The organism is Arthrobacter sp. P4_F10 (assembly GCF_056401435.1).
This window is the reverse complement of record NZ_JBFUJJ010000013.1, coordinates 1-12661: the sequence shown is the minus strand read 5'-3', so window position 1 is coordinate 12661 and position 12661 is coordinate 1. Positions and strand designations below refer to the sequence as shown.

9 protein-coding genes are annotated in these 12661 nt (G+C 67.8%); 7 read left to right on the top strand and 2 right to left on the bottom strand.

Annotated features, from left to right (window positions below; all coding sequences use genetic code 11):
- Nucleotides 1-91: 91 nt before the first annotated feature.
- The 7 genes from AC1DR1_RS14150 (at nt 92) to AC1DR1_RS14120 (ending at nt 9463) form a co-directional block, all read left to right on the top strand.
- Nucleotides 92-1513: an NAD(P)/FAD-dependent oxidoreductase gene (locus AC1DR1_RS14150; RefSeq protein WP_364747480.1), complete on the top strand. Its 1422-nt coding sequence runs from the start codon at nt 92-94 to the stop codon at nt 1511-1513.
- Nucleotides 1513-1872 carry a cupin domain-containing protein gene (locus AC1DR1_RS14145; RefSeq protein WP_229993939.1) on the top strand — a complete coding sequence of 120 codons (360 nt, stop codon included), beginning with the start codon at nt 1513-1515 and terminating at the stop codon, nt 1870-1872. Before AC1DR1_RS14150 ends, AC1DR1_RS14145 begins: the two co-directional genes overlap by 1 nt.
- A 48-nt stretch (nt 1873-1920) precedes the next feature.
- On the top strand, nt 1921-3312 hold the full coding sequence (locus AC1DR1_RS14140; protein ID WP_476966446.1) for an aspartate aminotransferase family protein: 1392 nt from the start codon (nt 1921-1923) through the stop codon (nt 3310-3312).
- A 113-nt stretch (nt 3313-3425) separates the two neighbouring features.
- Complete coding sequence (locus tag AC1DR1_RS14135) at nt 3426-4901, top strand: gamma-aminobutyraldehyde dehydrogenase (RefSeq protein WP_364747484.1); 1476 nt, start codon at nt 3426-3428, stop codon at nt 4899-4901.
- A gap of 183 nt (nt 4902-5084) precedes the next feature.
- Entirely contained in the window at nt 5085-6146 is a 1062-nt protein-coding gene (gene pheS, locus AC1DR1_RS14130; RefSeq protein WP_476992769.1) for a phenylalanine--tRNA ligase subunit alpha, read from the top strand.
- Between the two features lie 3 nt (nt 6147-6149).
- Nucleotides 6150-8693, top strand: a complete 2544-nt coding sequence (gene pheT / locus AC1DR1_RS14125) for a phenylalanine--tRNA ligase subunit beta (protein ID WP_364747486.1) — start codon at nt 6150-6152, stop codon at nt 8691-8693.
- A gap of 44 nt (nt 8694-8737) precedes the next feature.
- Entirely contained in the window at nt 8738-9463 is a 726-nt protein-coding gene (locus AC1DR1_RS14120; protein WP_229993935.1) for a 4'-phosphopantetheinyl transferase family protein, read from the top strand.
- An 8-nt stretch (nt 9464-9471) separates the two neighbouring features.
- Here the strand turns inward: AC1DR1_RS14120 and AC1DR1_RS14115 are convergent, their stop codons facing one another.
- Entirely contained in the window at nt 9472-10896 is a 1425-nt protein-coding gene (locus AC1DR1_RS14115) for a M1 family metallopeptidase (protein WP_414645533.1), read from the bottom strand.
- Between the two features lie 48 nt (nt 10897-10944).
- Nucleotides 10945-12661: Pls/PosA family non-ribosomal peptide synthetase (locus AC1DR1_RS14110; RefSeq protein ID WP_476992768.1), on the bottom strand; the 1717-nt coding region annotated here is incomplete at its 5' end.

Sequence of the window (12661 nt, the reverse complement as noted above, 5' to 3'; positions counted from 1 at the left end):
GCTCCAGCCCGGATCCCCAAAGCCATGTCCGTAGGCCCGCCCCTCTGCTGCCGGACGGTCCACCCCCACCACACACCATCGGAGCGACGCCATGACCACTTACGACACCGCCGAATCATCGACCAGCCGGCAACAAATCACAACGGCGCTCGACGGCGCCTCCCGGGCGCCCTACTGGCTTGATGACCCGGCCCGTCCCCAGCCCCTGGCCGCACTGGCTTCGGACACCACCACGGATCTGGCCGTCGTCGGAGGCGGCTACACCGGGCTCTGGACGGCACTCATGGCCAAAGAACGTGACCCCGGCCGCCGGGTGGTGCTGCTGGAAGGAAACCGTATCGGTTGGGCCGCGTCCGGCCGGAACGGCGGCTTCTGCGACGCCAGCCTGACCCACGGCGAGGCCAACGGGGAAAAGCACCTCCCCGACGAATCAGCACGCCTCCATGAACTGGGGATGGAGAACCTGCAGGAAATCTCAGACGCGATCAAGAAGTACGGCATCGACTGCGGCTTCGAATGGACGGGGACTCTCAACGTCGCCACAGAAGACCACCAGGTCGCGTGGCTGCGGGCCGAGAAAGGCAAGAACCCGGACGTCCTATTCCTGGATGAAACGGCCATCCGCGCCGAAGTGGACTCTCCCGTCTACAGGGCCGGGCTCTGGGACAAAAAGGGCAGCGCCATGCTCAACCCCGCCCGGCTTGCCTGGGGCCTGCAACGCGCCTGCCTGGAACTCGGCGTCGAAATCTACGAACACACGCCCGTCCGCGGCCTCACCCGCACCCCCCACGGCGTCCGGCTTGCAACGGACGCCGGAACGGTCACGGCCGCCGACGTGGCGCTGGCCACCAACGTCTTCCCCTCCCTGCTCAAACGGACCCGCCTGCACACCGTCCCGGTCTACGACTACGTGCTGATGACCGAGCCGCTCAGCGCCGAACAGCTGGCCGCCATCGGCTGGTCCAACCGGCAGGGACTGTCCGACCTGAACAACCGCTTCCACTACTACCGGCTCACCGAGGACAACCGCATCCTCTTTGGCGGTTACGACGCGGTCTACTACTTCGGCCGCACCGTCAAACCGGAATATGACCAGCGCGAGCAGACCTTCGAACGGCTTGCGGCACATTTTTTCGCGACGTTCCCGCAGCTCGACGGCGTCAGCTTCACCCACAAGTGGGGCGGAGCCATCGATACTTGCAGCCGCTTCTTCTCCTTCTTCACCACCGCGCACGGCGGACGTGTCGCTTACTCCGCGGGTTACACCGGACTGGGCGTCGGGGCCACTCGCTTCGGGGCCAGCGTCATGCTGGACCTGCTCTCCGGATCCACCACCGAACGCACCCGGCTCCGCATGGTCCGGAAGCGCCCGCTGCCCTTCCCGCCCGAGCCGCTGGCCTGGCTCGGCGTCAAGATCACCACCGCGGCGATGGTCCGCGCAGACCGGAACCAGGGCCGGCGCGGGCCGTGGCTGAAACTCATGGACGCGGTTGGAATGGGGTTTGACTCCTGATGAGACTCGAACTGATTCCCGGCGCTCCGGTGGACACGACAGCGCTTTCCTTGCTGCACGAAGAAGTGCAACCCGGGAAGGTAGCCTCCGGCGCACCGACCACGGCCACCCATGCACTGGGCAGCTTTGCAGACCTGGCACTCGGTGTCTGGGAAATGTCTGCCGGCGGCATGTACGACGTCGAGGCGGAGGAACTCTTCATCGTCATCGCAGGGAGGGCCACCGTGGAAATCCACGGGGACGACCGCGGGGCGGGCAGCGCGGCCCTCTCGCCAGGAACACTGATGCGCCTGGGCGCGGGCATGCGCACCACCTGGACCGTCCACGAACGCCTGCGCAAGGTCTACCTCAGCCCCTAGCGACCCACACACTCTTGTAATCCAGCTCAACCACTGATTGAAGAAAAGGTGATATCCGTGACCAAGCTAGCTGAGCAGCGGAACCGGACCGATTTGAAGGCCGCAGCGCGGGACAATCTCTGGCTGCACTTTTCCGCCCACCCCCAGACGAACGACGAGCTGCCGATGATCGTGCGCGGCGAGGGCGCCTACATTTACGACGACAAAGGGCGCAAGTACCTCGACGGACTCGCGGGCCTGTTCACAGTACAGGTGGGCCACGGCCGCACGGAACTGGCCGACGTCATGGCCCGCCAGGGCTCCGAACTCGCGTTCTTCCCCCTGTGGTCGTTCGCCAACAAGCCCGCCACGGAACTGGCCGAACGCCTGGCGCAGCTCGCCCCTCAGGGCCTGAACAAGGTGTTCTTCACGAACAGCGGCTCCGAGTCGGTGGAGTCGGCATGGAAGCTGGCGAAGCAGTACTTCCGGCTGACCGGACGGCCGCAGAAGCACAAGGTCATCTCGAGGTCCACGGCGTACCACGGCACCACGCACGGCGCCCTGTCCATCACCGGGATCACGGATCTGAAGGTTGATTTCGAGCCGCTGGTGCCCTCCACGCACCGTGTCCCCAACACCAACTTCTACCGGGCCGCGCAGCACCCAAACGACCCTGCTGCCTATGGGCTGTGGGCTGCCAACGAAATCGAGGCCGCCATCCTGGCCGAAGGCCCGGAAACCATTGCCGCCGTCTTCCTGGAGCCGGTGCAGAACGCCGGCGGCTGCTTTCCGCCCCCGCCGGGCTACTTCCAGCGGGTGCGCGAAATCTGCGACCAGTACGACGTCCTGCTGGTCAGCGATGAGGTCATTTGTGCGTTCGGGCGGCTCGGCACCTACTTCGGTGCCGAGAAATTCAACTACGTTCCGGACATCATCACCTGCGCCAAGGGCCTTACCAGCGGCTACGTGCCCATGGGTGCCATGATCTCCTCGGACCGCCTCTTCGAGCCCTTCGCAAAGGGCGATGCCTTCTTCAAACACGGCTACACGTTCGGCGGCCATCCCGTTGCCGCCGCCGTGGCGCTGGCCAATCTGGACATCTTCGAGCGCGAGGGCCTCAACCAGCACGTCCTGGGGAACGAGGATGCCTTCCGCAACACCCTCGAAAAGCTCCTTGACCTGCCGGTCGTGGGGGACGTGCGCGGCAGCGGCTACTTCTATGGCATCGAACTGGTCAAGGACAAGGCGACCAAGGAAACGTTCACCCCGGAGGAAAGCCACCGGATCCTCAAGACCTTCCTCTCCAAAGAGCTCTTCGAAAACGGCCTGTACTGCAGGGCCGACGACAGGGGGGACCCCGTCATCCAGCTCTCCCCGCCGTTGATCGTCGGGCAGTCCGAGTTCGACGAAATGGAGCAGATCCTGCGGCACACGTTGACGGCCGCCGAAGCCCTGCTCTAGCCCGGCAACGGGGACGGTTCCCACCGCCCCGCTCTGAACGACCTCTTGTCGGCCAAGAGCGCCTCCGCCGCGCAGGCGCTTCGCCGACGTCAAACAAGAAAAGGAAGACACACATGCACCAGTTCATCTCCGGGCAATCCCAGACCGGCACCTCCGGCCGCAAACTGGATATTGTCGATCCGTCCACCGGTGCAGTGGTGGAAACGGTCACCCTCGCGAGTGCCGCCGACGTCGACCTCGCCGTGGCTGCCGCGCGGGCCGCATTCCCGGCATGGTCCACCACCACCCCGGGTGAGCGCTCAGCGGTGCTTTCCCGTTTCGCCCGGCTGCTGGAGGACCAGGCGGAGGACTACGCCCTGGCGGAAAGCCGTCAGACCGGCAAGCCGCTTCGTCTTGCCCGCGAGTTCGATATCCCGGGGACCATCGACAACGCGGACTTTTTCGCCGGGGCCGCCAGGAGCCTTGAAGGCAAAGCCACCGCGGAGTACTCCCCGGACCACACGTCCAGCATCCGCCGCGAACCCATCGGCGTGATCGGATCGATCTCGCCGTGGAACTATCCGCTGCAGATGGCGGCGTGGAAGATCCTTCCTGCCATCGCCGCCGGAAACACCATCGTCCTTAAACCGGCCGAAATCACTCCACTGACTACCCTGATGTTCGCCCGGACCCTGCAGCAGGCGGGCCTGCCGGACGGTGTGGTGAACATCATCGTCGGTGACGGGCCCGAAGCCGGCGCAGCACTCATGCGCCACCCGGAGGTCGACATGGTCTCCTTTACCGGTTCCACCAGCGTAGGCCGGACCGTCCTGGAAGCCGCCTCCACCAACTCCAAACGGGTCCATCTGGAGCTCGGCGGGAAGGCGCCGTTCGTCGTTTTCGAGGACGCCGACCTCGAGGCAGCCGCCCACGGTGCCGTCGCCGGAAGCCTGATCAACACCGGACAGGACTGCACGGCCGCGACGCGGGCCATCGTGCACCACAGTGTCTACGAGGAGTTTGTTACCAAGGTCGCTGAGCTCTACCGGGGAATCCGGGTGGGAGCGCCGGCGGACGAGGAGACCGACATCGGGCCCATGGTCTCCTACGCCCACCGGGACCGGGTGGCCTCGATCGTGGACCGCGCCCGGGGTTACGCCACAGTGGTCACCGGCGGCGTAATCCCCGGCGGAGACCTGGCCGCGGGCGCCTTCTACACCCCCACGCTGATCATCGACGCCGCGCCGGACAGCGAAATTGTCCGCAATGAGGTCTTCGGTCCCGTACTGACGGTGCTGCCCTTCGCCACCGACGACGACGCCATCGCCTTGGCCAACGACACCCCGTACGGGCTCGCGGCTTCGGCCTGGACCCGCGACGTGTACCGCTCCCTGCGGGCCAGCCGCGAGATCAAGGCCGGCTGCGTATGGATCAACGACCACATCCCGATCATCAGTGAAATGCCCCACGGCGGCGTGAAGGAGTCAGGCTTCGGGAAAGACATGTCCGCCTACTCGTTCGACGAATACACCCAGATCAAACACGTCATGTTCGACATCACCGGAATCGCCCACAAGGACTGGCACCGGACCATCTACCGGCTCCGCTGACGGCTGGGGACGGCCAAGGCGCGGACGAGGGTGGCGCGGGCTCCTGAAGCGACATTGCCTTGGGGCCGACGCCCGTCTACTAGACTGGGGACAGTGACCCTAAGCCTTGCCGAGAACCCGCGCCGTGCCCTGTGCCCGTGCCGTGTGCTGTGGCATGATCCGACTCGTAGCTAAGAACAGTAGATGACTGAAACTTTGCCGGGCGCCGCCGTCCCGAATCCTTTGGATGAAGCCGCCATTACCGCTGCCGTAGACCAGGCCGTTGCCGCCATCGCCGCTGCCGCGACCCTCGATGAACTCAAGGCCGTGCGCCTCGCGCACACGGGCGAAAAGTCCGCGCTGAGCCTCGCCAACCGTGAGATCGGGGCGCTTCCCAAGGACCAGAAGGCCGCCGCCGGCAAGCTCATGGGCGCCTCCAGGGGACGCGTCAACAAGGCCCTCGCGGACCGGACGGTAGAGCTCGAGGCCGAGAACGACGCGCGGATCCTCGTCGAAGAGACTGTGGATGTCACGGCGGCACCGCGCCGGCGCCGTGCCGGTGYACGCCACCCGCTGTCCACGCTGCAGGACCGGGTGGCGGACATCTTTGTCGGCATGGGCTGGGAAATCGCCGAAGGGCCCGAGGTCGAGTCCGAGTGGTTCAACTTCGATGCTCTGAACTTCAAGCCGGACCACCCCGCCCGCGACATGCAGGACACGTTCTTCGTCGAGCCGCCCGAAGCCCACCTGCTCATGCGCACGCACACCTCCCCGGTGCAGGTCCGCTCCATGCTGGAACGGGAGCTGCCCATCTACGTGCTGTGCCCGGGCAAGGTGTTCCGCACGGACGAGCTCGACGCGACGCACACTCCCGTGTTCCACCAGTTCGAGGGCCTGGCCATCGACAAGAAGCTGAGCATGGCGGACCTCCGCGGCACCCTGGAGCACTTCGCACGCCAGATGTTCGGTGCGGAAGCCCAGATCCGGCTGCGCCCCAACTATTTCCCGTTCACCGAGCCGTCCGCAGAGCTCGATATCTGGCACCCGGGCGCCAAAGGCGGCCCCAGCTGGATCGAGTGGGGCGGCTGCGGCATGGTCAACGCCAACGTCTTGCGCGCCGCGGGCATCGATCCGGACGTCTATTCCGGTTTTGCCTTCGGCATGGGCATCGAACGCACCCTCATGTTCCGCAACGAGGTTGGCGACATGCGCGACATGATTGAAGGCGACGTACGTTTCAGCGAGCACTTCGGGATGGAGATCTAAACAGTGCGTATCCCACTTTCCTGGCTGCGCGAATTCGCGCAGGTACCGGCCGAAGCAACGGCCGAAGACGTCATGGCCGAGCTCGTCAAGGTCGGACTCGAAGAAGAAGCAGTCCACCGCCCCACGGACACCCTCCAGGGTCCGATCGTGGTGGGCCAGGTGCTGAGCATCGTCAAGGAACCCCAGACCAACGGCAAGACCATCAACTGGTGCCAGGTCCGGGTTGTCCCCGAGGGCCAGCAGCAGACCCTGACCGGCGACGGCATCGACCCCTCCGGCGTGCAGGGCATCATCTGCGGCGCCCACAACTTCGTCGAAGGCGACAAGGTGGTGGTCACCCTCCCGGGCGCGGTGCTGCCGGGCGACTTCCACATTTCCGCGCGCAAGACCTACGGACACCTCTCCGCCGGCATGATCGCCTCCGTGCGTGAGCTCGGCATCGGCGAGGACCACGACGGCATCCTGGTGCTGTCGAGGATCGGGCTGGATCCCGAAATCGGCACCGACGCCATGGAACTGCTGGGCCTTTACGACCAGGCCGCGGAAATCAACGTCACCCCGGACCGCAGCTACTGCTTCTCCATCCGCGGTGCGGCCCGTGAATACGCGCACGCCACCGGCACCGCATTCACGGACCCGGTCTCCAAGGTCCGGGTCCCGGAGGCGCTGTCCGGCGGCTACGGCGTCAAGCTCAACGACGACGCCCCCATCTACGGCAAGCCCGGCTGCGACCGTTTTGTGGCCCGCACCGTGCGCGGTGTCGATGCCACCCGGCCCACCCCGCCGTGGATGACCTCCCGTCTCCGGCTCGCCGGCATCCGGTCCATCTCCTTGCCGGTGGATATCTCCAACTACGTCATGCTCGAGCTCGGGCAGCCGAACCACTGCTATGACCTGGACAAGCTGGCCGGCGACATCGTCGTCCGGCGCGCCACGGCAGGGGAGAAGATCACCACCCTGGACGAGAAGGAGCGCACGCTCGACGTCGAGGATCTGCTGATCACGGACGAATCCGGGCCGATCGGAATCGCCGGCGTCATGGGCGGTGCCCACACCGAGGTGTCCGATGCCACCACGAACGTCCTGGTTGAGGCCGCGCACTTCGACGAAGTCTCGATCGCCCGCGCCCGCCGCCGCCACAAGCTGCCATCCGAGGCGTCAAAGCGCTTCGAACGCGGCGTGGACTGGCAGGTGGCCGATGTCGCCGCCCAGCGTGTGGTGGACCTGCTGGTCGACCTCGCCGGCGGAACGGCCGACGAGGCCGGGACCGACGTCGGGACCGCGCCGGACGCCGTCACCATCGAACTGTCGGCAGAGTACGCGGCAGCCCGGATCGGGATCGACTTCACCGAGGAACAGATCCTGACCTCGCTCGAAGACCTCGGCGCCGTGGTTGCCAAGACCGGCAACGGCTACACGGTGACGGCCCCGAGCTGGCGCCACGACCTCGAGACGAAGGACGACCTCACCGAGGAAATCGCCCGGCTGGTCGGCTACGACAAGATCCCGGCCACCCTGCCGGTGGCGCCCCCGGGCCGTGGCCTGACCCGCGTCCAGCAGCAGCGCCGCCGCCTGATCCAGGCCCTCGCCGACGCCGGACTCACCGAGGTGCTGGCCTACCCGTTCGTCTCCAAGGCCGCCAATGACACCTTTGGCGTCCCCGTCGAGGGCGCGGAGCGCAAGGCTCTCAAGCTGGCCAACCCGATCAGCGAGGAGCACGGCTTCCTGCGGACCTCCGTCCTGCCGGGCCTGATCGAGGTTGCCAAGCGCAACCACTCCCGCGGTTTCCGCGATCTCGCCCTCTTCGAGGCCGGTCTCGTGTTCCTGCCCGGGGACCAGCTTGGCACCGCCGCGATTCCGCCGCTCGGCGTCAAGCCCAGCGACGAGGTACTGGACGGCCTGTACGACGGCGTCCCGGACCAGCCGCTGCACCTCGCCGCTGTGCTCACGGGGCACGACTCTCCTGCCGCCCCGGCCCACAGCCCGCGGGCGTGGGACTGGGCGGACGCGGTGGACATCGCCCGGATCGCCGGGGACGTGCTCGGCGTCGAACTCCTGGTCACGCAGGGCCGGCACCAGGCCTTCCACCCGGGCCGGGCAGCGCAGCTTGAACTGCGCACCGGCGAAGTCGTGGGCTACGCCGGCGAGCTGCACCCGAAGCTGCTGGCGGCACATGACATGCCGGCCCGTTCCGTGGCGCTGGAACTGAACGCCGACGCCCTCTTCGAGGCGGCTGCCGACGTGATCGTGGCCCGGCACATCTCGACGTACCCCGTGGCCACCCAGGACGTGGCCCTCGTGGTGCCGCAGGACGTCCCGGCGGAAGAGGTGCTGGCGGCCCTGCGTGAAGGCGCCGGCGAGCTGCTCGAAGACGTTGCACTGTTCGACGTCTACGCGGGCAAGGGCATCGAGGAGGGCAAGAAGTCGCTGGCCTTCAGCCTGCGCTTCCGCGCCAACGACCGCACCCTGACGGCCGACGAGGCCTCGGCGGCGCGTGAAGGTGCCGTTGCCGCTGCCCACGAACGCTTCGGAGCGGTGCAGCGCTGAGGACTGCGCTGGTGACAGCGCTGGCTTTCTGAAAGGGGCGGGTCATGGCACCACACCTTGTTGTGCGTGCCTGCCCGCCCTTTGGCGTTCCAGGAGACCGCGGTGTGCCGCGGCCTCCTGCGGAATCCCCGGCTGCGTCGGAGCTGGAACGCGACTCGCGTTCCCTGCTGGACGGGGCCGAGCTCGAGCGGGCCCGGGCCATGACCCCGCGGACCCGGCAGGACTTCCTCGCCGGCCGGCTCGCGCAGCGGCGGTTCGCCGCCGGCCTGCTCGGCGTCCCGGCGTCGGACCTCACAGCCTGGTACAGCTGTCCACGCTGCGGCACGGGCTCGAACATCTCACACGGCAAGCCCGGCTACCAGCTCCGCGGCGAGGCCGTGCCGCTGCTGCTGAGCCTGTCCCGCGCGGCCGGCTGGACGCTTCTGGCCGGGCTCGTGGACCCGGATCCGGGCCAGCGCCTGGGCATCGACGTCGAGGATCCGGCCCGGGCGGACTTCGATGGGTTCGACGATGTCGTGTTGACCCCGGCCGAACAACTGCACCTCGCCGGCCTGGACGGCATCGCTCTGCTGCGCGGCCGGGCACGGCTCTGGGCGCGCAAGGAGGCGTGGCTCAAGATGCTGGGCACGGGGCTGCAGACGGCGCCGGACACCCTCGACGTGCTCGCCCCGACCGTGGACGGCCGTGCCGGGCTCCGGGACCTGCCGCCGGCCGAGACAGGACTGCCCGCGGACCTCGTGGCCGCCGTCGCCGCCGCGGTCCTTCCCTAGTCCTTCCCTCAGAGCCTGGGCGGTGCTGCCTGCGGGAGCGGCGGGAGGGTGTGGTCAAACAGCCACGGGTGCAGCAGGGCCTCTGCGTCGAGGCCTGTCGTGTGGGCGGCCGCGACGATGAAGTCGGCAGTGGTCACGGTGCCGTGGCGGAAGCGGTCCGTCCAGTCGTGCAGCAGGGCGAAGAATGCGAGGTCGCCGCAGCGAACCCGCAGTGCGTGCAGGGCCAGGGCTCCGCGTTTGTAGACCCGGTCGTCAAACATCAGCTCCGGGCCGGGATCGCCCACCATCAGGTCCTGCGGGGCAGCGGCGAGCTTGCGCCAGGCGGCGCGGGCGCGGGCCGCCACCGACATGATGCCGGCCTCTTCAGACCAGAGCCATTCCGCGTAGCAGGCAAAGCCCTCGTGCAGCCAGATGTCTTTCCACGTCGCAGTGGTGAGCGAATTCCCGAACCACTGGTGGGCAAGTTCGTGGGCGACCATCCGCTGCGAATCCCAGTCCTGCCGCAAATGATTTGGGCCCAGGATGGACAGTGTCTGCGCTTCCAGCGGGATCTCCAGCACGTCTGAAGTGACCACCACGGTGTACTCCGGGAACGGATACGGGCCAAAGCAGTTGGTGAAGGTCCGCATCATGTCAGGCTGGCGGGCCAAGGCGGCCCGGGCGCCCGCCGCCAGCGCCGCCGGAACGGCCACGTACTGCGGCACATGCCCCGACGGCCGCTCGGCGTTGAGCGTCAGGAGTTCGTAGCGACCGATCTGCACCGTTGCGAGGTACGTGGCCATGGGTTCGGCCTGCTCGTACACCCAGCTCTCGCGGCTGGCCCGGCTGGTGCGGGAGAGCAGCACGCCGTTGCACACGGCCCGGTAGTTCGCGTCGGTGGTCACCGTGATGAGGTAGCTCGCCTTGTCCCGCGGGTGGTCATTGCAGGGGAACCAGGAGGCGGCGCCGTTGGGCTGGCCGGCGACCAGCACACCATCGGAGAGCTCTTCCCAGCCGACTTCGCCCCACAGGCCGCGGCGCGGCGCAGGGTAGCCCTCGTAGCGGATGTCCAGGGTGAAGGCCTCGTTGGCGAGCAGCGGACCGTCGGGGTAGATGACGAGCTGCTCGGCCCGCTGGGTGAACCTGCGCACCCTGCGTCCGTCGAGCTGGATCTTCGTGGCCCGCAGTCCGGCCAAGTCCAGGACGATCGCCGACGTCGGGAGCTGGGTGACGGCGTGCAGGACGGCGCGCCCGGCAAGACGGTTGCTGCTGACCCGGTAGTCCAGATCGAGTTCATAACGGGTGACGCGGTAGGCGTTGGTCCCGTGGCCCGGCATATAGGGGTCCGGTGCGCCGGCTGCCGGGCCGGTTGCCCGGCTGATCTCGCGGCTGATTTCCCGGCTGATTTCCCCGCCTGTGGCGGCGGCGCCGCTGCTTGGTGCGCTGGTGCTCAATGGACGGACCTTCGGGTTGTGGTGCGGGTGGACGTGCGCAGGCCGGGCCTACCGGGGCCCGGCGGGCGGCGCGGGCCCGTCCCACGGGCTGACCGGATTGCCCATCCAGTACGTCCCGGCGGGGACGGTTTCGCCCCGCATGACGAGGGACGCGGGACCCACCGTGCCGCCGCTGCCGATCCTGGCCTGCGGCAGGATGACGCCGTGCGGCCCCATGGTGGCTCCGTCATCGAGCGTAACAGTGTCGATGCTCATGACACGGTCATGGAACAGATGGGTCTGGACGACGCACCCGCGGTTGACGGTTGAGTTCCTGCCAAGGGTGACCAGGTCCGCCTCGGGCAGCCAGTAGCTTTCGCACCAGGTCCCCGCACCGATTTTCGCGCCGAGTGCCCGCAGCCACCACACGAGCGCCGGAGTCCCGGTGGCCGCCCGCGCGAACCACGGGGCGCTGACCATCTCAATGAAGGTGTCCACCACCTCGTTCCGCCAAATGAAGGAGCTCCACAGCGGGTGCTCGCCGGGGCGGATGCGGCCCACCAGCAGCCACTTGGCCGCTACGGCACTGCCCGCGGCTGTGGCCCCGGCAAGCAGGACCACCACCCCGCTCAGGACGGCGGCGATTCCATAATTGAAGACTGTCGCCATCGCGTCGAACGCGAGCATCACGCCGACGGCGATCGCGACTGTCAGCATGACCGGGACGAACCGGCACAGCTCCCACAGGGCGCGCGCGACCTTCAGCCTCCGGGGCGGCTGGTAGGTCCGGGTGTCGTCGGAGGCGATGGCGGTGCGCCGCAACCGCACGGGCGGGCTGCCGAGCCACGATGTGCCGGCCTTCGCCTTGGCCGGCGTCGCGGAGAGGACCGCCACGAGCGAGTTCTTGGGCACGTTGCGCCCGGCCGCCGTCATGCCCGAGTTGCCCAGGAAGGACCGTTTGCCGATCTTGGCCGGGGCAATCCGCATCCATCCGCCGTCGAGTTCGTAGGACGCCACCATGGTGTCGTCGGCCAGGAACGCGCCTTCGCCCACGGTGGTCATGCTCGGGATCAGCAGCACTGTCGAGGCTTCCACGTTGCGGCCGACCTTCGCGCCGAGGAGCCGCAGCCAGACCGGCGTAAAGAGGCTGGCGTAGACCGGGAACAGCAGATCCCGGGCCAGGTCCAGAACCCTCTCGGTCGCCCAGACCTGCCATCCGATCCGGCTCCTGACCCGGTAGTAGCCTTCTGCGAGGCCGACGCTGAGGAGCCTGGTCGTGGCCAGGATCAGCAGCAGGTTGGTCAGGAACCATGCCAGCGCTGCCAGGGGGATCGAGAGCACAATGCCGGGGAGGGCTGCGGGCAGGGAGGAGCTGCCCTGGATGAAGGCGAAGATCACGAAGGCCGCGACGGCGGCGGAGACATAGGGGATGAGCGCCAGCATGGCGGATGCCGCGGCGAAGCCGGCAAACCACAGCCGGCCCATCAGCCGGTGCTCGGGCGCGGAGTCCGGCCACGAGTGCCGCGCCTTGCCGCGGCGCTCGGCCGGTGACCCGGCTACCAGCTGCCCTGCCTTGACCTTCCCGATCACCGCGGAGCCCGGCTCCACCTGCGCGCCGGCACCCACGGTGGCGCCCGGCATGAGCGTGCTGCGGGCGCCGACGCTTGCGCCGGGGCCGATCCGGATCGCGCCGATGTGGACACGGTCGCCGTCGATCCACCAGCCGGACAGATCGACTTCAGGCTCGATGTTGGATCCGGCGCCGAGGGACAGCAGACCCGTGACG